The sequence below is a fragment of the Bradyrhizobium sp. CCBAU 53351 genome, from assembly GCF_015291745.1.
Taxonomy (GTDB): Bacteria; Pseudomonadota; Alphaproteobacteria; order Rhizobiales; family Xanthobacteraceae; genus Bradyrhizobium.
Genome location: NZ_CP030059.1, coordinates 1,867,285 through 1,893,849 on the forward strand (window position 1 = coordinate 1,867,285; position 26,565 = coordinate 1,893,849).

At 65.6% G+C, this 26,565-nt stretch carries 22 protein-coding genes; 11 read left to right on the plus strand and 11 right to left on the minus strand.

Annotated elements, in window-relative coordinates; all coding sequences use genetic code 11:
• Positions 1-202: 202 nt before the first annotated feature.
• Positions 203-2,212 carry a methyl-accepting chemotaxis protein gene (locus tag XH83_RS08805; protein ID WP_194406617.1) on the plus strand — a complete coding sequence of 670 codons (2,010 nt, stop codon included), beginning with the start codon at positions 203-205 and terminating at the stop codon, positions 2,210-2,212.
• Between the two features lie 58 nt (positions 2,213-2,270).
• On the opposite strand, the gene XH83_RS08810 is transcribed toward XH83_RS08805, so the two are convergent.
• The 3 genes from XH83_RS08810 to XH83_RS08820 all read right to left on the minus strand — a co-directional run bounded on the left by XH83_RS08810 (position 2,271) and on the right by XH83_RS08820 (position 4,664).
• A complete protein-coding gene (locus XH83_RS08810; RefSeq protein WP_194406618.1) occupies positions 2,271-2,957 on the minus strand; it encodes a glutathione S-transferase family protein in 687 nt (228 codons plus the stop codon).
• Between the two features lie 125 nt (positions 2,958-3,082).
• Entirely contained in the window at positions 3,083-3,409 is a 327-nt protein-coding gene (locus tag XH83_RS08815) for a hypothetical protein (protein WP_194406619.1), read from the minus strand.
• Between the two features lie 124 nt (positions 3,410-3,533).
• A complete protein-coding gene (locus XH83_RS08820) occupies positions 3,534-4,664 on the minus strand; it encodes a site-specific DNA-methyltransferase (protein WP_283818887.1) in 1,131 nt (376 codons plus the stop codon).
• Between the two features lie 439 nt (positions 4,665-5,103).
• Here XH83_RS08820 and XH83_RS08825 point away from each other — a divergent pair, with 439 nt between their 5' ends.
• Both XH83_RS08825 and moaB read left to right on the plus strand, forming a co-directional pair.
• Positions 5,104-6,042 carry a neutral zinc metallopeptidase gene (locus XH83_RS08825; protein WP_194406621.1) on the plus strand — a complete coding sequence of 313 codons (939 nt, stop codon included), beginning with the start codon at positions 5,104-5,106 and terminating at the stop codon, positions 6,040-6,042.
• Between the two features lie 161 nt (positions 6,043-6,203).
• A complete protein-coding gene (gene moaB / locus XH83_RS08830; RefSeq protein ID WP_194406622.1) occupies positions 6,204-6,767 on the plus strand; it encodes a molybdenum cofactor biosynthesis protein B in 564 nt (187 codons plus the stop codon).
• A gap of 49 nt (positions 6,768-6,816) precedes the next feature.
• Here moaB and XH83_RS08835 read toward each other — a convergent pair whose 3' ends face one another.
• Both XH83_RS08835 and XH83_RS08840 read right to left on the minus strand, forming a co-directional pair.
• Positions 6,817-7,746: a helix-turn-helix domain-containing GNAT family N-acetyltransferase gene (locus XH83_RS08835; protein ID WP_194406623.1), complete on the minus strand. Its 930-nt coding sequence runs from the start codon at positions 7,744-7,746 to the stop codon at positions 6,817-6,819.
• A 62-nt stretch (positions 7,747-7,808) separates the two neighbouring features.
• The gene (locus tag XH83_RS08840) at positions 7,809-8,384 is read right to left on the minus strand and encodes a glycosyl transferase (RefSeq protein WP_194406624.1); all 576 of its coding nucleotides are present in this window, start codon (positions 8,382-8,384) and stop codon (positions 7,809-7,811) included.
• 319 nt (positions 8,385-8,703) lie between these two features.
• On the opposite strand from XH83_RS08840, the gene XH83_RS08845 reads away from it, so the two are divergent.
• On the plus strand, positions 8,704-9,543 hold the full coding sequence (locus XH83_RS08845; protein WP_194406625.1) for an RMD1 family protein: 840 nt from the start codon (positions 8,704-8,706) through the stop codon (positions 9,541-9,543).
• Positions 9,544-9,746: 203 nt separating this feature from the next.
• On the opposite strand, the gene XH83_RS08850 is transcribed toward XH83_RS08845, so the two are convergent.
• Positions 9,747-10,925, minus strand: coding sequence for an acetate/propionate family kinase (locus XH83_RS08850; protein ID WP_194406626.1), 1,179 nt, complete (start codon positions 10,923-10,925; stop codon positions 9,747-9,749).
• Positions 10,926-10,927: 2 nt separating this feature from the next.
• On the minus strand, positions 10,928-13,342 hold the full coding sequence (locus XH83_RS08855; protein WP_194406627.1) for a phosphoketolase: 2,415 nt from the start codon (positions 13,340-13,342) through the stop codon (positions 10,928-10,930).
• A 222-nt stretch (positions 13,343-13,564) separates the two neighbouring features.
• Here XH83_RS08855 and XH83_RS08860 point away from each other — a divergent pair, with 222 nt between their 5' ends.
• The 4 genes from XH83_RS08860 (at position 13,565) to XH83_RS08875 (ending at position 17,993) form a co-directional block, all read left to right on the plus strand.
• Positions 13,565-14,743, plus strand: a complete 1,179-nt coding sequence (locus XH83_RS08860; RefSeq protein ID WP_194406628.1) for a PA0069 family radical SAM protein — start codon at positions 13,565-13,567, stop codon at positions 14,741-14,743.
• Positions 14,744-14,777: 34 nt separating this feature from the next.
• On the plus strand, positions 14,778-15,233 hold the full coding sequence (locus XH83_RS08865; RefSeq protein WP_194406629.1) for a VOC family protein: 456 nt from the start codon (positions 14,778-14,780) through the stop codon (positions 15,231-15,233).
• Between the two features lie 73 nt (positions 15,234-15,306).
• The gene (locus XH83_RS08870) at positions 15,307-16,203 is read left to right on the plus strand and encodes a ribonuclease HII (RefSeq protein WP_246776444.1); all 897 of its coding nucleotides are present in this window, start codon (positions 15,307-15,309) and stop codon (positions 16,201-16,203) included.
• 281 nt (positions 16,204-16,484) lie between these two features.
• Entirely contained in the window at positions 16,485-17,993 is a 1,509-nt protein-coding gene (locus XH83_RS08875) for a glycosyltransferase family 39 protein (protein WP_194406631.1), read from the plus strand.
• Between the two features lie 75 nt (positions 17,994-18,068).
• Here the strand turns inward: XH83_RS08875 and XH83_RS08880 are convergent, their stop codons facing one another.
• Positions 18,069-18,875, minus strand: a complete 807-nt coding sequence (locus tag XH83_RS08880) for a uracil-DNA glycosylase family protein (protein ID WP_194406632.1) — start codon at positions 18,873-18,875, stop codon at positions 18,069-18,071.
• A gap of 136 nt (positions 18,876-19,011) precedes the next feature.
• Between XH83_RS08880 and XH83_RS08885 the strand changes: the two genes are divergently transcribed.
• From XH83_RS08885 to XH83_RS08895, 3 genes are all read left to right on the plus strand, one after another.
• Positions 19,012-20,673, plus strand: a complete 1,662-nt coding sequence (locus XH83_RS08885) for an electron transfer flavoprotein-ubiquinone oxidoreductase (protein ID WP_194406633.1) — start codon at positions 19,012-19,014, stop codon at positions 20,671-20,673.
• A 307-nt stretch (positions 20,674-20,980) separates the two neighbouring features.
• Complete coding sequence (locus tag XH83_RS08890) at positions 20,981-22,777, plus strand: tetratricopeptide repeat protein (protein ID WP_194406634.1); 1,797 nt, start codon at positions 20,981-20,983, stop codon at positions 22,775-22,777.
• 29 nt (positions 22,778-22,806) lie between these two features.
• Complete coding sequence (locus tag XH83_RS08895; RefSeq protein ID WP_194406635.1) at positions 22,807-23,691, plus strand: 4-(cytidine 5'-diphospho)-2-C-methyl-D-erythritol kinase; 885 nt, start codon at positions 22,807-22,809, stop codon at positions 23,689-23,691.
• Between the two features lie 32 nt (positions 23,692-23,723).
• Here the strand turns inward: XH83_RS08895 and XH83_RS08900 are convergent, their stop codons facing one another.
• From XH83_RS08900 to fabF, 3 genes are read right to left on the minus strand one after another with little or no spacing between them, the layout of a single operon-like run.
• On the minus strand, positions 23,724-24,617 hold the full coding sequence (locus XH83_RS08900) for an alpha/beta fold hydrolase (protein ID WP_194406636.1): 894 nt from the start codon (positions 24,615-24,617) through the stop codon (positions 23,724-23,726).
• Entirely contained in the window at positions 24,610-25,242 is a 633-nt protein-coding gene (locus XH83_RS08905; RefSeq protein ID WP_194406637.1) for a LysE family translocator, read from the minus strand. Before XH83_RS08905 ends, XH83_RS08900 begins: the two co-directional genes overlap by 8 nt.
• A 60-nt stretch (positions 25,243-25,302) precedes the next feature.
• Positions 25,303-26,565: a beta-ketoacyl-ACP synthase II gene (gene fabF / locus XH83_RS08910; protein ID WP_194406638.1), complete on the minus strand. Its 1,263-nt coding sequence runs from the start codon at positions 26,563-26,565 to the stop codon at positions 25,303-25,305.

The window sequence follows — 26,565 nt, forward strand, 5'->3', positions numbered from 1 at the left end:
GCTGCCGATAAAATCAGCAAGTCGATGTGCGACGAGGCGTGCACGCGCGAAGAATTTGAAGGTTCAATTAACGAGTGTCCTCCATTGTGTCGCGGTGCAGCGTGGGTCGCAAGGACGCGACGCGCGGCTGCCAGGTGGCCGGCAAAGAGCGCCGGACTCGGTCGGCTGCCCGAAGTGAAATGCATCTTGGTGGACAGTGGGAATGCCGAAGTTTCGTTTGCGGATCAGGGGACGCCTGTACGCAGGCTTCATGGCCCTTGTGGCGGTTGGTCTCGTGATGGCGGTGGTCGCCGTCTGGAATTTGTGGGCGGTCCAGGATCAGGTCGCAAGACAGTCCACGCTCTCGGACAGCACGGCGCGGGTGCTGGAGATCTCGACCCACCTTCAGGCCATCCAGCGCGCCAATCTGCGCTATGTCTACGATGCCAACGAACCCGCGATGAAGGAGGCGCAAGAGCGCGAGACCGCGGCGACCGAGCTGTTGCGGGTCGGTGCAAAAGGAACGGCCTCCGAGGAGCGGCGGGCGCTCTATAACGGCCTGATCGACGACATCGGCAAAATGCGACGCCTGCGTGACAATCTCGGCGACGCCGTCAACGAGGCGAGAACCGGCAAGGCGACGTTGCTGCCGAGCGGCGAGGATCTCGCCACCAAGACCGGCAAGCTGGTCGATGTGGCGCGTGCGGCCGTGGACGAAGACACCGCGGCCCTCGTCGCCGACCTCGAATCCAGGATCCTCCTGGTCCGAATCGCAAACTGGCGTTTCCTGGCTTTGCGCGATGTGCAGGGGCCGGCGAGCTTCCGGGCCAGCGTCGACAGGGCGGCACAACGGCTCGCGGCGCTCGAGAAGAGCCCGCAGGCGACGGAACTGCGCTCGACACTGGCGCCGGTGAAGACCGCGCTCGGCCTCTACAAATCGGCGTTCGAGACGACATCCGCCGCGATGCTTCAGGCCGACGAGATTTATCACAAGAACCTCGCGCCCCTCATCGTCGACAGCATCGGCAGGCTCAAAGCCGCGGAAACGACCTTGAAGAAGGACTATCAGGACTCGCGCAGCCAGGCCGAAGCCGTGATCGCGAGCACGACGACCATTCAGGAGATCGCAGGCGGCCTTGCCATCCTGTTCGGCGCCATCGTCGCGTTCCTGATCGCCCGCAGCATCGTCGGGCCGCTGGCCTCGATGACGAGCGCGATGGGGCGGCTTGCCGGCGGCAATCTCGGGGTCGAGATCCCCGGTCGCGGCAAGACCGACGAGATCGGCGACATGGCCAAGGCGATCCAGGTGTTCAAGGACAACATGATCGACACCGAGCGCATGCGCGCCGAGCAGGCCGAGCTCGAGGCAGGGCAGGCCGAAAGCCGCAAGAAGGACATGGCCAGGCTCGCCAACCAGTTCGAGCAGGCCGTGGGCGAGATCGTCAACACCGTGTCGACGGCCTCGAGCGAGCTCGAAGCCTCTGCCGGCACCTTGACCACGACTGCTTCCCGGGCCCAGGACCTGTCGACGGAGGTCGCCTCCGCGTCCCAGGAAGCGACCGCGAATGTCCAGGCGGTTGCCACCGCGACCGAGGAGCTGTCGTCCTCGGTCGGGGAGATCGCCCGCCAGGTGCAGGAGTCTGCACGCATTGCGGGCGAAGCCGTCGGCCAGGCCAGCCGGACCAACGATCGCGTCGGCGAGCTCTCCAAGGCCGCGGCCCGGATCGGCGACGTGGTCGAGCTGATCAGCACCATCGCGGGTCAGACCAACCTCCTGGCGCTGAACGCCACCATTGAGGCCGCTCGTGCGGGCGATGCCGGCCGCGGCTTTGCCGTCGTCGCCACCGAGGTGAAGGCGCTGGCCGAGCAGACCGCGAAGGCCACCGGCGAGATCGGCCAGCAGATTGCAAGCATCCAGACGGCGACCGAGCAATCGGTCGGCGCCATCAGGGAGATCAGTGGCACTATCGAGCGGTTGTCGGAGATCTCCTCCGCGGTCGCCGCCGCGGTGGAGCAGCAGGGCGCGGCCACGCAGGAAATCTCCCGTAACGTGCTGCAGGCCGCTCACGGCACCCAGCGGGTCTCGACGAACATTGGCGACGTGCAGCGCGGGGCGTCCGAAACCGGTTCAGCCTCGTCGCAGGTGCTCTCGGCGGCGCGCTTGCTGTCGGCGGACAGCAACCGGCTGAAGCAGGAAGTCGCCAAGTTCCTCAGCTCGGTCCACGCTGCCTGAGGCTTAAAAGCAAAAGGGCCACGCGCATGCGCGTGGCCCGACCGGCTTTGTCGTGAGATCAGGCGACCTTGGTCGTCATGTGCTTGAACATGTTGGCGCGCGCCTCGTCGTCCATCTCGGCCTTGAAGGTGAACTTGTCCTTCAACGCGATCGCACGGCCCGCTGCGGGGCGCGCCGAGATCTCGTCCACCAGCTGCTTCACGTTCGGGTATCGCGCAACGGCGTCGTCGCCGAGCTTGAACGGCAGCATCCGCGCCCAGCCCCACAGCGCCATGTCGACGATCGAATAGTCGTCGCCGACCATGTAGCGGCGGCCTTCGAGGTGACCGTCGAGAATCTTATAGTGGCGATCGGTTTCGTACTGGTAGCGGTTATGGGCGTAGTCGTGGTTCTGGTCCTTCGGCGCAAAATGCTTGAAGTGCACCGCCTGGCCCGAATAGGGTCCGACGCCGGTGGCGATGAACATCAGCCAGGACAGGGTCTCGCCGCGCACGCTCGCGGAGGGCAGGAACTTGCCGGTCTTCTCGGCGAGATAGAGCAGGATGGCGTTCGAGTCGAAAACGATGGTGCCATTGTCGTCGATCGCCGGCACCTTGGCGTTCGGATTGATCTTCAGATAGTCCGGCGTGAACTGCTCGCCTTTGCGGGTGTCGATCTTCACCGGCTCGTAGGGCAGCCCGGACTCTTCGAGATAAAGCGCGACCTTGGTCGGGTTCGGCGATCCGTTGAAATAGAATTTGAGCATCGGTCTCCCCAGGGTTTGTTGCCAGGCGCGAATGCAGCGTCATTGCCGCGCCGCCTCTCTTGCCTGAACAGCGTCGAAGAGGGCAACCGGCGAGTTTGCCGGGCGGTATCTGCGCGGTACGCAGATCAGCCGGCGTAACAAAGGCCGATCGCCGCCGTAAGGACCATCGCCACGCCGGCCGCCTCCAGGCGCAGTCCGAGCCGGGTGGCCAAATGCATGTCGCAGGCCCGCGCCTTGCGCTCCGATCCGCGGGCGTAGCCGTGGACGATGACGTCGTGATTGAAATTGTCGTGCGCCTCGTTGCTGCTGGCGAGCCCGACGGAGATCACGAGCACGCCGAACAATGCGAGGCCGGCGAAGCCGAGCAGGGCGATAAGGAACATCGGAAACATGCCGACCAGGAAGATCGGCAGCAGCGGCACCAACAGCAATGTCTCGGACTGTCGTCGCATGGGAGCGGCCCGGCCAGGACGGAGGCTGATCGGGGGAGTCTAGTCCTGGCGGCGGCGGCATTCAACCATTGACGCCGTCATTCCGGGGTGCGCTTCGCGAGCCCCGGAATGACGGCGAAGGGAGCTACTCCGCCGCCATGCCGGCGCGGATCTCGGCGCGCAGCTCGTCGATCAGCTTGAGACCCTTCTTGGTCTCGACGTGCCAGAAGGTCCAGCCGTTGCAGGCCTGGGCGCCCTGCGCCACCGCGCCGATGCGGTGGATCGAGCCGACCTTGTCGCCGAACATGATGGCGCCGTCGGCGCGGACCAATGCGCCGAGCTTCTTCTTGGCGTCGAACAGCTTCGTGCCGGGCATGATCATGCCGCGCTCGATCAGCTCGGAGAACGCGACTCGCGGCGCTTCGCGCGCGGTCATGAACGGGGCGAGGCTGGCTTCCGGCAGCGGCTCGACCCTGGCGATGCGCTGCTCCGCGGCTTTGGCGTAGGTCTTGTCGCGCTCGAAGCCGATATAGGAGCGGCCGAGGCGTTTTGCGACCGCGCCGGTGGTGCCGGTGCCGTTGAACGGATCGATCACGAGATCGCCGGGCTTCGATGACGACAGCAGCACGCGCGCCAGCAGGCCTTCCGGCTTCTGCGTCGGATGCACTTTCTTGCCGTCGGCGCCCTTGAGGCGCTCCTCGCCGGTGCAGAGCGGGATCAGCCAGTCGGACCGTGCCTGCACGTCCTCATTGGCGGCCTTCAGCGCCTCGTAATTGAACGTGTAGCCCTTGGCCTTTTCGTCGCGCGCGGCCCAGATCATGGTCTCATGCGCGTTGGTGAAGCGGCGGCCGCGGAAATTCGGCATCGGGTTCGACTTGCGCCAGACGATGTCGTTCAGAAGCCAGAAGCCGAGGTCCTGCATGATCGCGCCGACGCGGAAGATGTTGTGATAGGAGCCGATCACCCAGATCGTCGCCGACGGCTTCATCGCGCGGCGCGCGGCAAGCAGCCAGGCGCGGGTGAAATCGTCATAGGCGGAGAACGAATCGAACTTGTCCCAGTCGTCGTCGACGGCGTCGACGTGGGATTCGTCGGGGCGCTTGAGATCGCCCTTGAGCTGGAGATTGTAGGGCGGATCGGCGAACACGAGATCGACCGAACCAGCCTGAAGCTTCGACATCTCGGCGACGCAATCGCCGAGGATGATGCGATGCGACGGAGACTCAAAATTTGTGCGGGGCGCCCTTGCAGACGCCCCGCGACGCGACTCTACCATGACTCAAGAACTCTGACTCAGGCGACGCTGTCGGCGACGCGGGACCAAACAACCGACTGACCGTTACATTGAAGCGGCAAAGTAAAAATCGACTTAATCCGCCGCTTTGGTGAGCAAGTCGCTTATCCCGTTCTGCGTGCATGTCATCGTGCGCATTCGCCGTGTTTTACAGAGGATTTCGCGATTGCCTGGGCCGCGGACGCCATCATGGCTGCAAAAAGACCGCAAATTTCTCTCGGAAAAAATTGCTCGACCCTCGGAAAATATTGCTGGCGTCGGCAGGTTGCCGCACTAGGCAATTTTTGCCGGCCACGATATTGATAAAGGCAACGGAAATTTTACGTGTGTGGCGCGTTGAGCTTTCGCACCTGTGCGCTCATTGAGCCGACGACACCGAAGCAGGGCCCCGCGAATCGGGACACCGGAGGGAAAGGCCGCCATGCGTTACGATGACTTCCGCCGCAGCGACGACATCGAGGATCGTCGCGACGAAGGTGGTGGCTTTGGCGGCGGCGGGGGCGGCGGGTTCGGCCTGCCCATGGGCGGCGGCGGGCTCGGCATCGGCACCATCATCATCCTCGGTCTGGTCGGCTACGCCTTCGGCATCGATCCGCGCATCCTGATCGGCGGCGCCGAGATTCTCACCGGCGGCGGCCAGGCACCGAGCTACCAGACGGATCGCCAATCCTCGTCAGGCAAGCGCGGCGCGCCGACCGACGAGATGGGCAGCATGATCTCGGGCATCCTCGGCGAGATCGACGATCGCTGGAGCGAGATCTTCCAGGCTTCGGGCCAGTCCTATACCGGCCCGAAGGTCGTGCTGTTCCGCAATGTCACCAATGGCGGCCGCTGCGGCCGGGCGGAGTCGGCGATGGGGCCGTTCTATTGCCCGCCGGATCGCACCATCTTCCTCGACACCTCGTTCTTCCGCGAGGTCGAGACGCGCTTCCGCGGCTGCTCCGGCAAGTCCGCGTGCAATTTCACCACCGCCTACATCATCGCGCACGAAGCCGGCCATCACATCCAGAACCTGCTCGGCATCATCCCGCGCGTGACGCGGCTGCAGCAGCAGGCGGGCTCGAAGGCGGAGGCCAACGCGCTCCAGGTCAAGGTCGAGCTGCAGGCCGACTGCCTGTCCGGCGTCTGGGTCAATCGCGAGGCGAAGAAGCGTCCGAACTTCCTGGAAGCCGGCGACATCGACGCCGCGCTGACCACCGCGAGCGCGATCGGCGACGATACGCTGCAGCGTCAGGCCACGGGCCGTGTCGTGCCGGACTCTTTCACGCACGGCTCGGCCGCTCAGCGCAAGCAATGGTTCATGACCGGCTACCAGCAGGGCACGGTCCAGGCCTGCAACACGTTCGGCGGCGGGGGGTAACAAACAAGACTTCGTGCCCCGGACGCGGCGCAGCGCTTCTTCAGCGGTGCGCTGCAGAGCCGGGGCCCACAATGCCGGTCTCCCAAGTCTCCAGATGGGTCCCGGCTCTGCGGCGCGGCGCTGATGTGCCGCACCTTGTCCGGGACATGAGAGACGCATCAATGGCTTCCATCGACGAATCCAAGCAGTTCATCCCGCTCAACATCGCGGTCCTCACCGTGTCGGACACGCGCGCACTCAGCGACGACAAGTCCGGCCAGACGCTGGCCGACCGTCTGACCGCTGCCGGCCATCGTCTTGCCGCGCGCGAGATCGTCACCGACGACGTCGAGGCGATCCGTGACGTCGTTCGGCGCTGGATCGCGGATGCCGGCGTCGACGTCGTCGTCACCACCGGCGGCACAGGCTTCACCGGGCGCGACGTCACGCCGGAGGCAATCGAGCCGCTGTTCGAAAAGCGCATGGACGGTTTCTCGATCGCGTTCCACATGCTGAGCCACGCCAAGATCGGGACGTCGACGATCCAGAGTCGCGCCACCGCGGGCGTCGCGGGCGCGACCTACATCTTCTGCCTGCCCGGCTCCCCCGGCGCCTGCCGCGACGGCTGGGACGGCATCCTGGCGGCCCAGCTCGACTACCGGACGCGGCCCTGTAATTTCGTCGAGATCATGCCGCGGTTGGACGAACATCTGCGAAGGCCGAAGGCGCAGGGCGCGACGGCGTAGGTGCGGATGGCTGACCCGTATCTCCCACGCCGACGGCCTTGCGACAGTGCTAGAGATCCATCTCCCAGGTCTCGCCGACCAGATCGACACCGAAGCTGTGGTGCTTCTCTTCCTTAACGAGCTTGAAGCCGGCGGTCTTATAGATGCCGCGCGCGGCGGCCAAAATGCTCTGGGTCCACAGCGTCATCCTGCTGTAGCCCCGCTCGCGTGCGCCCTGGATGCACTGCTCGACCAGCGCGCGGCCGACGCCGAGCCCTCGCGCCTTCTTTTCCACCTGCAGCAGGCGTAGCTTGGCGATCTCGTCCGTGGCCTTGACCAGAAAGATCGAGCCGACCGGCTCGCCATCGACCTCCGCGATCCAGCAGTGCTCGCGCGCGGCGTCGTAATTCCTGATGAACTGCGCGCAGATCTCGGCGACCAGCGCCTCGTAGCTGATGTGCCAATTGTAGTCCGCGGCATAGGCAGCACCCTGCCTGGAGATCACCCAGCCCATGTCACCGACGCGATGGCTGCGCAGCATGAAAGCTGCGGGCCTTGTTCGGCGTTGCTCCAGCACGGATTCGATGGTCGCCATCGCCTGCGTGAGCCGCGATGCATCGCCGGCCGAAAGCTGAGCCAGCATTGCGGCGACCTCATTTTGCGAGCTCAGGTTCAGCTTGGCGAACGTCTGGCGGCCTTTGGCGGTGAGGCTGAGTTGGTATTGCCTGCGATCCGCGGGCAGGGGCCTGCGCGTGATCAGCCCCTTGTCATCGAAGTTCTGGACGATGCGGCTGAGATAGCCGGGGTCGAGACCCAGCTCGTTTCCGATCTCTTTTGCCGCGAGGTCGTCGCGATGCGCGAGCTCATACAGGACCCGGGCTTCGCTGAGCGAAAACGAGGTCTTGCCAAGATGCTGGTCGAGTACACCGAGCTTGCGGGTATAGAAGCGGTTGAAGGCGCGGACCGCGGCAACATGGTCGTCGGTACTGTCGATGGGCATGGATCACCTCAATACTTGCCATTGTCAAATAATTATTTGACTTTGGCAAGTATCTGCCGGCATCAGCCGACCATGACGATCCGGCTGCGCAGCATGGTGCGGGACGAACGGCCGAGGCGCCGGAGCAGCTGCGCCTCGGAACGGCGGGCCTGCGGCGGGTAGCCGCCGACCCGGTCGTAATGGTCACGGGCAATCAAGAGCCCTTGATCGCCGAACGGGCCAGCCAGCCGCCGTGCCACGGCCCTGAGGATGTCGCGCCATCCGGTATCCGCATAAGGCGAGCGTGCATAGCGGAACACTGCAGCACGATCCCGTCCGCTGGTCGCGACGGCCTGGATGAACTGGGTGGTCTCCTCGATCCAGCCGGTTTCCAGCACGGCCCCTGCGGGCAGGAACATCAACCAGGGCGAACGAGCCTGCAGCGCGCCGGCGGCGAGCGCGGCCCCCGGCGAGGTCCCCTCGAAGCCAACGAAACGGCAGCCTGCAACGTCGGCCACGCGCTCGATGACGCCGTTACGGGTGCCGTCGACCAGAAGTACTTCCCGGACGATGCCGGCGGCGGCTCCGGGCACCAGCGCGGCCAGACTTGCCACCGCCGTCTGCTCGACGCCTTCGGTCGGGATGATGACGCTCAGCATGATTGAGACTTCACTGTCCGCACTTCGGGAGAAGCGTAGTTCATTGTGAGGCTGTCATAAACCGGTAGCATTGCCGAGTGCAACTTTCTGGCGGCGCTTCGGCGTTGATGGTAAACCGCAGCCGGTCATCGGAGCCAAATGTGTCACGGCGACGCCGGCAATATTGTCGAATGTTTCGGCACGAGCTCATTCCAGCGGCATTCACCGTAATTTTACGGCGACGCTGCGCAGCGCGCGACAACAAACGTCGAAGGCGATGCGCCTTGCGAGAAAGACCCGAGCAGGAAATGTGTGACGTTGGTGCCGGCGGAGGCCGCATATGAACGCCGATCAACTTCCCGTTGGCACGGCGCCAACATCGCCGACGCAGGAGGCTGCGCCGAGCTTGCGGATCCGGGCGCTGATGCTGGGCGACCGCATCAATGCGTCCGGCCTGGAGATCGGGACGCTGGTCTCGTCCACCCCGGCGGCCTTCCGCGTCCATGCCGGTCTTGCCGTGATCTTCCGCTACGGCGTCGTGGTGCTGATCGGTCTGCTCCCTTCGGAAGAGAAGGTTCTCATCGACAATTTGAAGTCACGCGTGACCGGAGAGCTCAGCCCCATCGAGGAGGAGATCGCGCAGGCGCAGCTCTGCAACGATGAGGCCGCCGAGGCGATCCAGCCGGGCGGACCGATCTGCCTTGCCAAATTCTCCGACGACCGGCTGCTGCTGGTTGCGGATGCGCTCGCCAAGAGCACGTCGCTGGCACGTGACGAGCGCCGCGTCGCGGCGGTCTTCGACGTGATCGAACCTTTTGCGCGCGAGCTCGCCGAACACGGCCGCACGCCGCGCCGGCGCAGGGCCATCCTGCAACTGATCGGCAACGCATTGCTGGTGCAGCAGCGCGTCGCCGGCCGCGTCGCGATCGCCGAGAAGCCCGACGTGCTCTGGGAGAAGCCCGAGCTCGACCGGCTCTATTCCCGTCTCGAGGACGAGTACGAACTCAAGGAGCGTCTCGACACGCTCGAGCGCAAGCTCACCGCGGTGTCGGAGACCGCCAACGCCCTGACCGACATCATCGACACCCAGCGCTCGCTCCGCCTCGAGATCGCGGTCGTGGTGCTGATCGTGATCGAGGTCGCGATCGGGTGTTTTCAGATATGGTCGGGCACACATTAGTGCAGCGAGAGGGCTGCGCGTGACTGTGCCGACTCCCCTTGTGGGAGAGGGCAGCTCTGCTGGGAAATGCAATCTCACTCGGGCGAGGGGTCTGTCTCCGCGACTCCAACTCGCAATTTAGACTCGCGGAGAGATACCCCTCATCCGGCGCTTCGCGCCACCTTCTCCCACAAGGGGAGAAGGGAAGGGCCGGCGACGGCAATTCACCCCACGAACACCATCTTGCAGTGCCGTGCGATCGTCAGCTCTTCATTCGTTGGAACGACGAATATTTCGACGTCACTCGCGTCCGCGCTGATCCGCTCGCGCGTCGCGTCATTCGCCGCAGCATCGATCCGCACGCCGAGCCAGCCGATGCGCTCGCAGATCGCGCTGCGAATTTCCTTGGCATGCTCGCCGATGCCGCCGGTGAAGACCAGGCAGTCCAAGCCGCCGAGTGTGGTGGCCATCATCGCGACTCGCTGCGCCGCCCGGAAGACGAACAGATCGACAGCTTCACGCGCGGCGGCCTCGCCGCTCGCCAGCAACGTTCGCATGTCCGCCGAGATGCCGGAGACGCCGAGCAGGCCGGACTCGTGATAGAGCAGGTGCTGGATCTCCTCCGCCGACATCTTCTCGTGCTGTTGCAGATAGAGCAGCACGCCGGGATCGATGGTGCCGCAGCGGGTCCCCATCACGAGGCCGTCGAGCGGCGTCAGTCCCATCGTGGTGTCGATGCTGCGGCCCTGGTGCAACGCGCACAGGCTGGCGCCGTTGCCGAGATGTGCGATGACGGTGCGTTTGGCGACGAGCTCCGGAGCAATCTCGCCAAGGCGGCCGGCGACATATTCGAACGACAGGCCGTGAAAGCCGTAGCGCCGGACGCCGCTCTGCTCATAGCGCCGTGGAATCGCAAAGCGGCGCGCGGACGGCGCGAGGCCGTGGTGGAAGGCGGTGTCGAAGCAGGCGATCTGCGTCAGCGCAGGCCGGATAGCCGCGAGCGCGCGAACGGGCGTAAGGCACCGCGGCTGGTGCAGCGGCGCCAGCGGCGTCAACGCGTCCAGCTTCGCGGTGACATCGTCGGTCAGCACGACCGGGCCTGAATAGTCCGGCCCGCCATGGACGATCCGGTGACCGACGGCGCGCAGGCTGTGGTTGTCGAACCTCTCCTCGATGAAGGCGAGCACGTCGGCGAACAAATCGCCGCCGCCGGCATCCGGCGCCTCTCTCCGTGTCGCGAACAGCTCCTCGCCCGCCGGACTCTTCACGACGAGGCGAGGTTTTGCCTCGTGCTCGTCGAGCAGGCCCTTGCAGAGCAGGGCGGGCTCAGCCGCCGACATGTCGAACAGGCCGAACTTGATGCTCGACGATCCCGAATTGAGGACGAGGACCATGTCCGACATGGCTAGTCGCCGGCCTCAGTCGGCGTGTTGCCGCCGGAGCTGTTGGGCCAGACCCAGCCCTGGATCTCCGGCATGTCCTCGCCGTGCTCCCGCACATAGCGAGAATGTTCGATCAGCTTGTCGCGGAATTGCTGCTTGGCCTGCGCGGCCTTGGCCGCCAGTTCAGGCACGCGTTCGATCGCCTCGATCGCGAGGTGGTAGCGGTCGAGCTCGTTGAGCACGACCATGTCGAACGGCGTGGTCGTGGTGCCTTCCTCGGCAAAGCCGCGCACATGCATGCCGGCATGGTTGGTGCGGTTGTAGGTCAGCCGATGGATCAGATAGGGGTAGCCGTGATAGGCGAAGATGACTGGCTTGTCCGTCGTGAACAGGCTGTCGAAGTCGCGGTCGGACAGGCCGTGCGGATGCTGCTCCTTCGGTTGCAGCGTCATGAGGTCGACGACGTTGACGACGCGGATCTTCAGGTCCGGCAACGCCTTGTGCAAGAGATCGACGGCGGCGAGAGTCTCCAGCGTCGGCACGTCGCCGGCGCAGGCCATCACCACGTCGGGCTCGCCCGTTGGCTCTTCCGTCCCAGCCCAGGTCCAGATGCCGATGCCGGCATCGCAATGCGTGGCGGCGTCCTGCATCGAGAGCCATTGCGGCGCCGGCTGCTTGCCGGCGACGATGACGTTGATGCGGTTGTAGGTGCGCAGGCAGTGGTCGGCGATCCACAGCAGCGTGTTGGCATCGGGCGGGAAGTAGATGCGGACGATATCGGCCTTCTTGTTGGCGACGAGATCGACGAAGCCGGGGTCCTGATGGCTGAAGCCGTTATGGTCCTGGCGCCAGACATGCGAGGTCAGGAGATAATTGAGCGAGGCGATCGGGCGCCGCCATGGCAGCTCGCGCGTGACCTTCAGCCATTTGGCGTGCTGGTTGAACATGGAATCGACGATGTGGATGAAGGCCTCGTAGCAGGAGAAGAAGCCGTGCCGGCCCGTGAGCAGATAGCCTTCGAGCCAGCCCTGGCAGAGATGCTCGCTCAGCACCTCCATGACGCGGCCGTCCTGCGCCAGATGAACGTCGTAAGGTTCGATCGGCTCCATCCAGACCCGTTCGGTCGCCTCGAACACCGCATCGAGACGATTTGACGCGGTCTCGTCCGGGCCCACGATGCGGAAGTTGCGCTCCTTCGCGTTGAGGCGGATGACATCGCGCAGGAATTTGCCGAGCTCGCGCGTCGCTTCGGCCACGACGCCGCAGGGCTGCGGCACCTCGATTGCGAAACGGTGGAAGTCCGGCAGCTTCAGCTCTTTCTTCAGGAGGCCGCCATTGGCATGCGGGTTGGCGCCCATGCGCCTGTTGCCGTAGGGCGCGAGCGCCTGAAGCTCGGGAACGAGGGCGCCGCTCGCGTCGAACAGTTTTTCGGGCTCATAGCTGCGCATCCAGTCTTCGAGCACTTTCAGGTGCGCCGGATTTTCGCGGCAGCCGGCCACGGGCACCTGATGGGCGCGCCAAAAGCCCTCGACCTTCTTGCCGTCGACCTCTTTCGGCCCGGTCCAGCCCTTCGGGCTGCGCAGCACGATCATCGGCCAGCGCGGCCGCTCGACGCTGCCGCGGCCGTCGCGTGCGTGCTGCTGGATCGAGCGGATGCTGGCGAGCGCGACGTCCAGCGCGTCCGCCATGGCCTCGTGCATCAATTTGGGATCGTCGCCTTCGACGAACAGCGGCTCGTGTCCGAACCCGCGGAAGAGATCGCGGATTTCAGCATCCGGCATCCGCCCCAGCACGGTCGGATTGGCGATCTTGTAGCCGTTGAGATGCAGGATCGGCAGCACCGCGCCGTCATGGGCGGGATTTATGAACTTGTTGGAGTGCCATGACGCAGCGAGCGGGCCGGTCTCGGCCTCGCCGTCGCCGACCACGCAGGCGACGATCAAATCGGGATTGTCCAGCGCCGCCCCGTAGGCGTGCACCAGCGCGTAGCCGAGCTCGCCGCCTTCGTGGATCGAGCCCGGCGTTTCCGGCGCCGCGTGGCTCGGAATGCCGCCGGGAAAGGAGAACTGCCTGAACAGCTTGCGCAATCCGTCCGCATCGCGCGCGATCTCGGGATAGATCTCGCTGTAGCTGCCTTCCAGATAGGTGTTGGCGACCATGCCGGGCCCGCCATGGCCGGGGCCACAGACATAGATCACGTTGAGATCGAGCGCGCGGATCACGCGGTTGAGATGGGCATAGATGAAGTTCAGGCCGGGCGTCGTGCCCCAATGGCCGAGCAAACGCGGCTTGATGTGCTCGGCCCGCAGCGGCTCGCGCAGCAGGGGATTGTCGAGCAGGTAGATTTGCCCGACGGAAAGGTAGTTTGCGGCGCGCCAGTAGTGATCGAGGAGATCGAGGTCATTGCTCGCTGTGGCCGATTGTTGTTGATTTGTCATGTTCTTGCCGATTGTTGCCGAGCTGAGCCCCGCGATCGTCACCAACATTGTTCCGGCGCGATCGATCCCTGATCGGCATCAAACGAGATCGTTGCGACAGCCATGTTGCGTGAGGTCAAAGGACCGCGCCCGAAATTTGGGCGGGTTTCCTTTGCATGGGGTTGTTTTCCGGCTTTTGGTTTGTGTTCTTGATTTGTTCCTTTTGCATGCTATCTTGGCTGCATGAGTCCAGCAGCATCCTCACATGCTCTCAAGCACCCGCCGGTCAAGGCGCCCTCCGAGCCGGCGGGTGCGGACTCTGACTTCCCTGCCGATTTTCCAGAACTTGGCGTCGCCATCGACCGCGCGCGCCGGCGCGGGCGGGGCGCACAGTCCAATGCCAGCGGCCGCTTTGAGGCCGAGGCGCGCGTCGCGTTCGACGATGGCTGGCAGAGCCTGGAAGAGCTGCCGCCGTTCAAGACCACGGTCGCAATCGACACCTCGCGCAAGGTGATCACCCGCAACGATTCCCCCGATATCGGCTTCGACCGCTCGATCAATCCCTATCGCGGCTGCGAGCACGGCTGTGTCTATTGTTTCGCCCGGCCGACCCACGCCTATCTCGGCCTGTCACCGGGGCTGGACTTCGAATCCAAGCTGTTCGCAAAACCCGAGGCGCCTGCGCTGCTCGAGAAGGAGCTCGCCGCCTCCGGCTACGAGCCGCGGATGATCGCGATCGGTACCAACACCGATCCCTACCAGCCGATCGAGCGCGAGCACAAGATCATGCGCGGCATCCTCGAGGTGCTGGAGCGGGCCGGCCATCCCGTCGGCATCGTCACCAAATCGGCGCTGGTGCTGCGCGACATCGATATTCTCCAGCGGATGGCCAAGCGCAACCTCGCCAAGGTCGCGATCTCCGTGACCTCGCTCGATCCGAAACTGGTGCGAACCATGGAGCCGCGCGCCGCGACGCCGCCTAAGCGGCTGGAGGCGCTGAAGCAGCTCGCCGACGCCGGCATTCCGACCACTGTGATGGTCGCGCCCGTGATCCCCGCGCTGAACGATTCCGAGATCGAGCGCATTCTTGATGCCGCCGCCCATGCCGGCGTCAAGGAAGCCTCCTATGTGCTGCTGCGGCTGCCGCTGGAGGTGCGCGATCTCTTCCGCGAATGGCTGATGGCGAATTATCCGGACCGCTATCGCCACGTCTTCACCCTGATCCGCGACATGCGCGGCGGCCGCGACTACGACGCCAAATGGGGCGAGCGGATGAAGGGCACGGGACCGATGGCCTGGACCATCGGCCGCCGCTTCGAAATCGCCTGCGAGCGGCTTGGGCTGAACAAGCGGCGCTCCAAGCTGACGACCGATCACTTTGCGCGGCCGAAGCGGAACGGCGATCAGCTCAGCCTGTTCTGACCCCTGTTCTGACTTGGAGTGGATGAGGCGCAGCATGGTCAGGGAACCCAACGTGCCGGTGCCGCGGCTCACCGTCATCACGCTCGGCGTCAGCGACATCCGCGCCAGCATCGCTTTTTACGACGCGCTCGGTTTCTCGCGCCGGCTGAAGGCGACCGGCGAGGCTGTCGCGTTTTACGAGACCGGTGGTCCAGTGCTCGCCTTGTATCGCTGGGACCAGCTTGCAGCCGACGCCGCGCTGCTGGACCAGCCGAGGCCGCAGGCCTTCCGCGGCATGACGCTCGCCTGGAACTGTCGGACCCGTGAGGAGGTCGATGCGGTGATGGCCTTCGCGCTCAGCAAGGGCGCGAAGCTGGTGAAGGCCGCGCACGAGACCGATTACGGCGGCTATTCCGGTTATTTCGCCGATCCCGACGGCCATCTTTGGGAGGTCGTGGTCGCCCCCGGCATCGATGTCGGCGACGACAGGCGGGTTCATTTGGCCGAGTAGGGCGGCCTGAATAACGGGAATTGCGCCGGGTTCCCGGTTGCGCAGGCCGGGCCGCTTGCGCACGATCCCGGCCATGATTCGAGACAAGTCCGCAACGAAGCCGGCCAAAGACGCGCCCAAGACGGCTGCTGAAAAGAAGGCCGCTGAGAAGAAGGCTGCTGCGAAGAAGGCAGTGCCTGCCAAGGCGGCAAGAGGGGCTGCGACCAAGACAAATGTCACCACGGCCATTCCCGCCGGCAAGAAGGGTATCATTGCCGTCACCACCCCAAGCTTTCGCCGCGAGCGCGCGCTGATCAAGCGCGGCGTCTGGCCGGTCGCCGGCTGCGACGAGGCCGGCCGCGGGCCGCTGGCGGGGCCCGTCGTGGCGGCTGCCGTGATTCTCGACCCCAACCGCATCCCGCGCGGCATCGACGATTCCAAGCGCCTGACGGCCGAGGAGCGCGAAAAGCTGTTCGACAAGATCTGCGCCACAGCGCAGGTCTCGGTCGCCGTCGCCTCGCCCGCGCGAATCGATCGCGACAACATCCTGCGTGCCTCGCTGTGGGCGCTGAAGCGCGCCGTGGTAGCGCTGCCGGAGGCGCCCCGGCATGTCTTCGTCGACGGCCGCGACCGGCTCGACACGCAATGCGACTGCGAGGCCGTGATCGGCGGCGACGGCATCGTGCTGTCGATCGCCGCAGCGTCCATCATCGCCAAGGTCACGCGCGACCGCCTGATGTGCGCGCTGGCACAGGACTGCCCCGGCTACGGCTTCGAGCAGCATAAGGGTTACGGCGTCCCCGAGCACCTCGATGCGCTGAATCGCCTCGGTCCCACCATCCACCACCGCAGCTTCTTCGCTCCCGTCGCCGCCGCGCGTGCCAAGCACATGCCGTGGACGGTCGAGCCGGTGCAGGACCTGTTTACGGTGACCGAGGGCGAGATACAGGTGGAAGCCAGCGTCGAGATCGACGTATCGGCTGGGCTCTAGGCACCTAACCCAGCCCTCTGTCCGTCATTCCCAGGCATCCGCGGTCTCCGGAGCGACAGGAAAGACGAGGATGGCCGGGTCATAGGCGAGCGGAAGCGACGCCGTCCTTCGGACGACTAAGCCCGGCCATGAATGATCTGTTGTGCGTGTGCCTTTCGCTCCGCGTAAGAACGGGGAGAGGGAGCAGACCGTCGTTGCCACAACGCGTGACGCCCTTTATCAAAACAGATGTGAGCGAATAGGGCCGGCTGGACGGGTTGGCTGCATCTTTCGGGCGTTGCATGCGGTTTACCTCCCTGGTCATCGAGCTCATTCGCGCCCGGCCGCGGCTGATCGTGTGGATCGCCGTGCTGCTGCAGGCTGCGATGTGGCTGTTCGTGGCGCTGGTATTCTACCGCAGCCCGCCCGGCACGCTGGCGACGCTGCTGGCTTTCGGACGCGAATACCAGGTCGGCACCGACCTCGGGCCGCCCCTGCCGGTCTGGCTCGCCGACATCGCTTATCGCGCCGCCGGCGGCCACATGTTCGGCGTCTATGTGCTGGCCCAGCTGTGCGAGATCGCGACGTTCATTGCGCTCTATCATCTGTCCCGCGCCGTGGTCGGCTCGCAGCAGGCGGTGCTCGCCGTGCTCTTGACCATGACTGTGCTCGCCTTCTCCTCGTCGGCGCTCGACTTCGGCCCCCTTGTGCTGGCCCGGCCGCTGTGGGCGCTGCTGCTGCTGCACTCCTGGCAGATCATCGGCCAGCGCCGCGGCAATGCCTGGTTCGCCTGGTCGATCGAGGCTGGTCTCTTGCTCCTGACGACGCCCGCGGCGATCTTCCTGCTGCTACTGCTCGTCGTATTCGCGGTCTCGACCGCAGGCGGCCGCCGGACGCTGCGCGCGTTCGATCCGCTGTTCGCGCTTGTCGTCGTCGCGGTGCTGGCGCTGCCCTATGCGGTCTGGCTGATGCGCGCCGAGACGCTTGTGATGCCGGCCCTGCCGCAAATCTCGGAGCTGAATGCCCGAGCCCTGCACGCGGCCTGGCTGCTCGGCGGCCTCGTGCTCGGGGCCGCCGCGATTCCGGCGCTCGCCTTCCTCAACACCGGATTGTTCGCCACAAAGGGCGAGGAGCCGCCGATCATCTATCGTCCGCCGGTCGCGCCGCTCGCGCGCAACTTCGTCTATTTCTTCGCGCTGGCGCCGGCGCTCGGCGGGGTGATGATCTCCGGCCTGCTCGGGCTCGATTCCGTCGTCGGTGGTTCCGGGGTCGTATTGATTGTGTCCGGACTCGCCGTGGTGGTCGCGGCCGGCGATCTCATCGCGATGCGCCGCGCGCGAATGTTGCGGACGGTCTGGGCCTCGGCCGTCGTGGCCCCGGCCATCGGCGTCGTGCTGGCCGTCCTGTTGCTGCCCTGGACCGGTGCCAACGAGATTGCGACCTCGATGCCGGCGCGCGCGATCTCGGATTTCTTCGACGACAGCTTTGTCCGCCGCACCAACCATCGCCTGCGCGCCGTTGCCGGCGAGACGCAGCTTGCGAGCCTGATCACGCTGCATTCCGGCCGGCCGCATCTCTTCATCGACGCCGACCCTGCGCGCACGCCATGGATCAATCAGACGAAATTTGCCGAGACCGGCGGCGTCGTGGTCTGGCGCGCCTCCGACACCGCGGGCACGCCGCCGCCCGACATCCTCAAGCGCTTTCCCGGCATCGTGCCGGAAGTGCCGCGCGCCTTCGAATGGCTGGTGACCGGCCGCCAGCAGCTGCTGCGCATCGGCTGGGCCATCGTGCGGCCGAAGGGGACGTAGCGTAGGTCTGTGCCTCGGCTCTGAGGAGCGCCACTGCGTGACGCACCGCGTCCGGGACACGAGAGAGCTCGCTACCTACCCCGCCAGCACCTTCGCGATCGCGCGCAGATCCTGCCAGGCCAGCCTTTTGTACGACGGCGAGCGCAGCAGGTAGGCGGGATGGAACGTCGGCAGCGCGCGGATGGTGCGTTGGCCCGTCTCGTAGTCGAACCAGCGTCCGCGGGTGCGCATGATGCCCTCGCGCGTTCCGAGCAGCGTCTGCGTCGAGGGATTGCCGAGCGTCACCAGCACGTCGGGATCCACCAGTTCGATCTGGCGCTGAATGAAGGGCAGGCAGATCTGCGTCTCCTGCGGCGTCGGCGTGCGGTTGCCGGGTGGCCGCCAGGGAATCACGTTGGCGATGTAGGCGGTGCCGCGGTTGAGGCCGATGGCTCCGATCATCAGGTCGAGCAGCTTGCCGCTGCGCCCGACGAAGGGCAGGCCCTCGATGTCCTCGTCGCGGCCCGGCGCCTCGCCGACGAACATGATGCGTGCCTGCGGATTGCCGTCGGCGAACACCAGCCGCGTCGCTGTGTGCTTCAGCGCGCAGCCCTCGAAGCTCTGCATCAGCTCGCGCAGCGCCTCCAGCGTCGGCGCGGTGCGCGCGGCCTCGCGCGCGGAGGCGATGGCGATGTCGGGGGCAGGGGCGGCCTCGCCGCGCATGACCGCGGGGGCGGCGACGGGGCGCGGTGCCTCGACCGAAGGCGCCGCGCGCGGGGCCGGCGGTGGGGCATCCAATTCCGCCAGGCGGTCGATAGGTTCCTCGGCGAGCGCGCAATCGACGCCGGCCTCCAGATAGAAGGCGAGAAGCTCTCGGACGGTGGGTGCGGGTTCGGGGATCATCTGGAAAGTCAGACTATTAGTTCATCTTAGACCGCCTTGCATCCCAACGAAATGCGATTCCGAGGTTGTCCTACCCGGAAAAATCGGAAACAAGAGGGCGCAAACGACCGAGGACCGTCTCAAGGGCTGAGATCAGATGAGCACTGAAGAACTTCCCCCGCGCGAATCTATGGAATTCGATGTCGTCATCGTCGGCGCCGGCCCTTCGGGCCTGTCGGCCGCGATCCGGCTGAAGCAGCTCAATGCCGATCTCAACGTCGTCGTGGTGGAGAAGGGCTCCGAAGTCGGCGCGCATATTCTCTCCGGCGCGGTGATCGATCCGGCCGGGCTCGACAAGCTGGTCCCGGACTGGCGCGAGGATTCCGACTGCCCGCTGAAAACGCAGGTGAAGGACGACCGCTTCTACTGGATGACGGCCGGCGGCGCGATCAGGCTACCCAACTTCGTGATGCCGCCGCTGATGAACAATCATCACTGCTTCATCGGCTCGCTCGGCAATGTCTGCCGCTGGCTGGCGCGCAAGGCCGAGGCGCTCGGCGTCGAGATCTATCCAGGCTTTGCCGCCGCCGAGGTGCTCTATGACGAGGGGGGCAGGGTCAAGGGCATCGCCACCGGCGACATGGGCATCGGCCGCGACGGCAAGCCGAAGGACTCCTTCACCCGTGGCATGGAATTGCTCGGCAAGTATACGCTATTCGCCGAAGGTGCGCGCGGCAGCTTGACCAAGCAGCTCATCGCGAAGTTCGCGCTGGATGCCAAGAGCGAGCCGGCGAAGTTCGGCATCGGCCTCAAGGAAGTCTGGCAGATCGATCCGGCGAAGCATCAGAAGGGGACGATCCAGCATTCATTCGGCTGGCCGCTCGACCTGAAGACCGGCGGCGGCTCGTTCCTCTATCATTACGACGACAATCTCGTTGCCGTCGGCTTCGTCGTGCATCTGAACTACGACGATCCCTATCTGTCGCCGTTCGACGAGTTCCAGCGCTTCAAGACGCATCCGTCGATCCGCAGCACCTTCGAAGGCGCCAAGCGGCTCGCTTATGGTGCGCGCGCCATCACCGAGGGCGGCTATCAGTCGGTGCCGAAACTCAGCTTCCCCGGCGGCGCGCTGATCGGTTGCGCGGCCGGCTTCGTCAACGTGCCGCGCATCAAGGGCGTGCACAATGCGATGGGCACCGGCATGCTCGCAGCCGAGCACGTCGCGGCAGCGCTCGCCGCCGATCGCGCCAATGACGAACTTGTCGAGTACGAGAACGCCTGGCGCTCCTCGTCGGTGGGCAAGGACCTGTTCCTGGTGCGCAACGTCAAGCCTCTGTGGTCGAAGTTCGGCACCGTGCTCGGCGTCGCGCTCGGCGGCTTCGACATGTGGTGCAACACGCTGTTCGGCGCTTCGCTGTTCGGTACCCAGTCTCATGCCAAGCCCGATCGCGCTACGCTCGATCCGGCCAAACAGCATGCGCCGAAGAACTACCCGAAGCCGGACGGCAAGATCTCGTTCGACAAGCTGTCCTCCGTGTTCCTGTCCAACACCAACCATGAGGAGGACCAGCCGGTCCATCTCAAGGTCACGGACATGAACCTGCAGAAGACTTCGGAGCACGACGTCTTCGCGGGTCCTTCGAATCGCTACTGTCCCGCCGGCGTCTATGAGTGGGTCGAGGAGGGATCGAGCCCGCGTTTCCAGATCAATGCCCAGAACTGCGTCCATTGCAAAACCTGCGACGTGAAGGATCCCAACGGTAACATCACCTGGGTTCCCCCCGAGGGCGGTGGCGGTCCGAACTACGAGGCGATGTAACGGCCGGCCGGGCAAGCGGATCGGGTCACGACGTGGTCCGGTGCACGTTCGCGTGAGGAGGGGGCCGGCGCCCCCGGTCCTGGCCACGATAAGGCCATAGTAGCGGCGTCTTGGGGCTGCTCCTGACCGGTGACCTGGCCGTTTTGGGGTGTCCGGAAGGGGGCGTCCGGTCCGAATCCTTGCGGCGAAGCGCCAAAAGCGGCATTGTCGGCCCGACGGTTCCGGGTCCCGATGCCACCGGCCGCGTTCGCATGCGAGACGGCCCTCTGCTGCAAACCCAGGCACTACCAACTCAAGGCGAGCCCTGATGTTTTCAAATCGTTTCAACCGCTGGACTGTTGCCGCCATCGCCCTCATGGGCACAGCGATCGCGACCGTCCCGGGCAGGGTCCTGGCGCAGACGCCGGATCACCCGGAGAACACGGCGGCGCAGTTTCCGACCCGAAACGATCTGAAGTCGCTCACCGGGGCCGGCAGCTATCTCGCCGCCCGCCACGCCAGCGTCGAGCGTGACGCGGCCTCTGCCGCCGCGTTCTACCGCTCCGCCCTGCGCACTGATCCCAAGAACAACGAGCTGCTCGATCGCGCCTTCATTTCGTCGGTCGCCGACGGCGACATCGAGGAGGCGGTCAAGCTCGCCGAGCGCGTCCTCACCATCGACAAGACCAACCGCGTCGCGCGTCTCGTCGTCGGCGTGCACGATCTCAAGGTGAAGAAGTACGCGGCCGCGCAGACCAACATCAACCAGTCGATCCGCGGTCCGATCACCGATCTCGTTGCCACGCTGCTCTCGGGCTGGGCCGCCTATGGTGCAGGCGATGCCAAGGGCGGTGTCGCCACCATCGACAAGCTGGCAGGTCCGGAATGGTATCCGCTGTTCAAGGACCTTCACGCCGGCATGATCCTCGAACTCTCCGGCAAGGAGAAGGACGCCGGCACCCGCTTCGAGCGCGCCTACAAGCTCGACGATTCCATGCTGCGCGTGACCGAGGCCTATGCGCGCTGGCTGTCGCGCAACAAGGACTCCGCCGCCGCGACCAATGTCTACCAGGCCTTCGACAAGAAGCTGGCGCGTCATCCGCTGATCCAGGAAGGCCTGCGCGAGACCAAGGCCGGCAAGAAGATGCCGCCGCTGGTCGATTCCGCCCAGGCCGGCGCCGCCGAAGCGCTCTACGGCATCGGCGCCACGCTGACCCGCCGCGGCGGCGAGGATCTGGCGCTGGTCTATCTCCAGCTCTCGCTCTACCTGCAGCCGACGCATCCGCTGGCGCTGCTCTCGCTCGCCGATCTCTATGAATCGGTGAAGCGGCCGCAGATGGCGATCAAGGTCTATGAGCGCGTGCCGTCGAGTTCGCCGCTCAAGCGCAATGCGCAGATCCAGCTCGCCATCGATCTGGATTCCGCCGACCGCACCGAGGAAGCGATCAAGATCCTCAAGGGCGTCACCACGGAGGATGCCAAGGACCTCGAAGCCATCATGGCGCTCGGCAATATCGAGCGCGGCCGCAAGAAGTTCGGCGACTGCGGCGCGACCTATTCGCAAGGCATCGACGTGCTGCCGGCCGGCAACGACAAGGCCAACAGCGTCTGGTATTATTATCGCGGCATCTGCGAGGAGCGTTCCAAGCAGTGGGCCAAGGCCGAGGCCGACATGAAGAAGGCGCTCGAGCTGCAGCCCGACCAGCCTCACGTCCTCAACTATCTCGGCTATTCCTGGATCGACCAGGGCGTGAACCTCGACGAAGGCATGAAGATGATCAAGCGCGCCGTCGAGCAGCGTCCCGACGACGGCTACATCGTCGACTCGCTCGGCTGGGCCTATTACCGCATCGGCAATTACGAGGAAGCGGTGAAGAATCTCGAGCGCGCGATCGACCTCAAGCCCGAGGATCCCACCATCAACGACCATCTGGGCGATGCCTATTGGCGCGTCGGCCGCACGCTGGAAGCCAAATTCCAGTGGGCGCACGCCCGCGATCTCAAGCCCGAGCCGGAAGAGCTGCCGAAGATCGAGGCCAAGATCGCGAACGGGCTGACCGAGGACAATTCGAACTCTTCGGCCGCGCAGGCGGAGAAGAAGAAGGACGACGGCAAGGGCGGTTAGTCTTAAGCGAAGTTGGGGGCGTGTCGCCGATGCCGGCGTTGATTGAAGAAGGGCGCGCGAAGGTCAATTTGAGCCTTCGCGTCGTGGGCCGTCGTGCCGACGGCTATCATGATCTCGAAAGTGTGGTTGCGTTCGCCGACTGCGCCGACCGCCTTACGCTGGAGCCGGGCGGCGAGCTGAGGCTCACCACCACCGGGCCGCTGGCCGCGGCCTGTGGCGATACCTCCGACAATCTCGTGTTCAAGGCCGCCAAGCTGCTTGCCGAGGCGGTGCCGGGCCTGAAGCTGGGCGCGTTCGCGCTCGACAAGGTGCTGCCGGTGGCCGCCGGCATCGGTGGCGGCTCGGCTGACGCTGCGGCGGCGCTGCGGCTCCTGGCGCGCCTCAACGATCTGTCGCTCGATGATCCCCGGCTGCAGAAGGTTGCGCTCGCGACCGGCGCCGACGTGCCGGTGTGCCTGGCCTCGCGTGCCTGCGACATGACCGGCGTCGGCGAGCAACTGCTGCCGCTCGCACTGCCGAGCATGCCTTGCGTGATGGTCAATCCGCGCGTGCCCGTTGCCACCAAGGACGTGTTCAGCGAATTGGGCCTGCGCAACGGTCAATTGCTGGTCGGTGTCGCCGACGTCATCCGCGCTCCGGCCTGGCCGGAGGAGGGCGGATCGATTGCCGATTGGATCGACGTTCTCGAACGCGTTCCCAACGATCTCGAAGCGCCTGCGCTGCGGATCCAGCCCGTGATCGGCGAGGTGCTGGAAGCCCTGCGCGACTCCCCCGGCGTCAAGCTCGCTCGCATGTCCGGCTCGGGCGCGACGTGCTTTGCGATCTACGGCGCGGCCAACGAAGCGCATACCGCCGCCGAAAAGATCCGGCGCGACCATCCCGGCTGGTGGGTGCATGCGGGGACGTTGAGCTAGGTCTTTCGCCGAAGACGCTGGAGCGTGCCACCCTACGGCAGTTGCACTAAATCTGCGGCGTCCTCAGCCAGCCCAAGAAACCGCCGGATCTCGTCCAGCACTTCCTGCGGCTTGTCATGCTGCAGCCAGTGTCCGGCGCCGGCGATGGTCTCGACGCGCGCTTGCTGGAAATACCGTTCGAGGCCCGCCGCCCTGGCACCGGCGAGAAAGCTCTCGCCGGCGTTGAGCAGCAGCGTCGGGCAGGCGATGCGGCGCCACAGCGCTATGTGATCGTCCGGCCAGAGCCGGTGCGGCGCGGAGGCGCGCTGATAGGGATCAAATTTCCAGCTATAGGAACCGTCCTCGTTCCGCCGCGCGCCGTGAGTGGCGAGATGCAGCGCGAGGTCACGGGTGAGACGCTTGTTGTGCAGCACCATCTGCGCTGCCGCGTCCTCGAGGGTCGCGTAGCGGCGCGGCGTGCGGTCATGCAGTCTGTCGAGCTGGCCGACCCATTTGCCGATGCGCTCATGCACTGGGGCCTTAGGCGTATCCGGCAGCATTGTCACGCCGTCGAGCACGACAAGCTTCGTGACCTTTTCAGGGAATGATCCTGAAAAGATCAGGCTCACCATGCCGCCCATCGAATGACCGATCAGCGTCACCTGCGGCGCTGCGACGACGCGGATGAGCTGGGCGAGGTCGTAGAGGTATTCGGTCAGCGCGTAGCTGCCGCCCCGGGTCCATTCGGAATCGCCATGGCCGCGCAGATCGGGTGCGATTACGTGGAAATGCGGCTGCAGCGATCGGGCGATGACGTCCCAGCTCCGGCAGTGGTCGCGCCCGCCATGCACCAGGATGAGAGGCGGCGCGCTCTCATTGCCCCAATCGGCGTAATGCAGCCGCAAGCCGTGGGATTCATAGAAGCGGTCCTGCGGGATGCTAGCCATTTGCCGGTCGCCGCGCCAAGGCCAACGAAAGGCCGAGACCTGCAATGAAGACGCCGGAGCTTTGGGTGAGACGCCGCATCAGATGCGGCCGTCCGATCAGCTGCGTGCGCGTCGCGGAGGCCATCAGCACCACGACGATGTCGGCGAGCGTGTTCAACGCCACCGAGATCGCCCCGAGCATGATGAATTGCAGCGTGGGGCTCGATCCGGCGGGATCGAGGAACTGCGGAATGAAGGCGAGGAAGAACGCGGCGGTCTTCGGGTTCAGCGCCTCGACCAGCACGCCGTCGCGGAAGGCGCGTTTGTCGCCGACAGCGTCGCTCTCGAGCGACAGCGCGCGGCCGGAGCTGCGAAACGTCTTGATACCGAGCCAGACCAGATAGAGCGCGCCGACGAATTTGACGGCGGCGAACAATTCGGCGCTCGCAAGGATGATTGCGGAGATGCCGAGGCTGCCGGCGACCACATGAACAAGCCCGCCCAGGGCCGTGCCCGCGGTCGAGGCAAAGCCGCTGGCGCGCCCATCCGACAAGGTCCGTGCCGCGACGTAGAAGATGCCGGGGCCGGGAACGGCGGCAATGAGACAGGCCGCGGCCAGGAACAGCCAGAAATTGGTTTCGATCATCCTGTTTTCGTAGCGCAGCGGACCGCGATTGCAAGTCTTCTAGCTGGAACGGTCCCTCGTTTAGTCCACGCGGCGGAAGATCACGCTGGCATTCACCCCGCCGAAGCCAAAGCCGTTGGAGATGGCATGCTGCATCGGCAGCGGCCGCGCGTGGCCCGAGACGATGTCGATGCCGTCAGCGCCCGCATCGGGGTTTTCGAGATTGAGCGTCGGCGGCGCGATCTGGTCGCGCAAGGCGAGCACGGTGAAGATCGCTTCGAGGCCGCCGGCGGCGCCGAGCAGATGGCCGGTGGCCGATTTGGTCGCGCTGACGGCAATGCCGCGGTTGCGGCCGAACAATGCGGCGATTGCGCCGAGCTCGCTCTCGTCGCCGGCCGGCGTGGAGGTCGCATGGGCATTCAGGTGCTGCAAATCTTCCGGAGCAAGCTTCGCCTGCCGAAGCGCGATCTCCATGGCGCGGCGGGCGCCGTCGCCGTCGGGCGGACCCGACGTCATGTGATAGGCGTCCGCTGTCGTGCCGTAGCCGACGAGCTCCGCGATCGGCGCGGCGCCGCGGGCGAGCGCATGTTCCAGCTCCTCGATGACGAGAATGCCGGCGCCTTCGCCCATGACAAAGCCGTCGCGATTCCGATCGAACGGGCGCGAGGCGCGCGCGGGCTCGTCGTTGAATCCGCTCGACAGCGCGCGTGCCGCGGCGAAGCCGCCGAGGCTGACGATGTCGATGCAGGCCTCTGCGCCACCGCAGATCGCGACATCGACCTCGCCTGATCGGATCATGCGCGCGGCATCGCCGATCGCCTGCACGCCGGCGGCGCAGGCGGTGACCGGCGTGCCCAAGGCGCCCTTGTAGCCGTATTTGATTGAGACGTGGCCGGCGGCGAGGTTGGCCAGGAACGAGGGGATCGTGAACGGCGACAGCCGGCGCACGCCGCGCTGCTCGGTGATGCGCACCGCCTCCGCCATCGCCGGGAAGCCGCCGACGCCGGAGGCGATGATCGTCGCGGTCCGTTCCAGCGCGGCCGCATCCTGCGGCGTCCATTTCGCCTGTGCGACGGCTTCTACCGTGGCGAGCAGCGCGAACAGGATGAAGCGGTCCATCTTGCGCTGGTCTTTTGGCGCGGCCGCCTGTGCAGGATCGAAGCCGCCGTCGGCGTCATCGGCCTTGTCGGGCACGAGCCCGGCAATGCGCGCGGGCAGCGCCTGCGACCATTCCGGCAGCGGGCGCAACCCGCTTTGGCCGGCGAGCAGCCGGCGCCAGGATAATTCGACACCGCAGCCGAGCGGCGACACCGCGCCCATTCCCGTCACGACGATACGACGCAT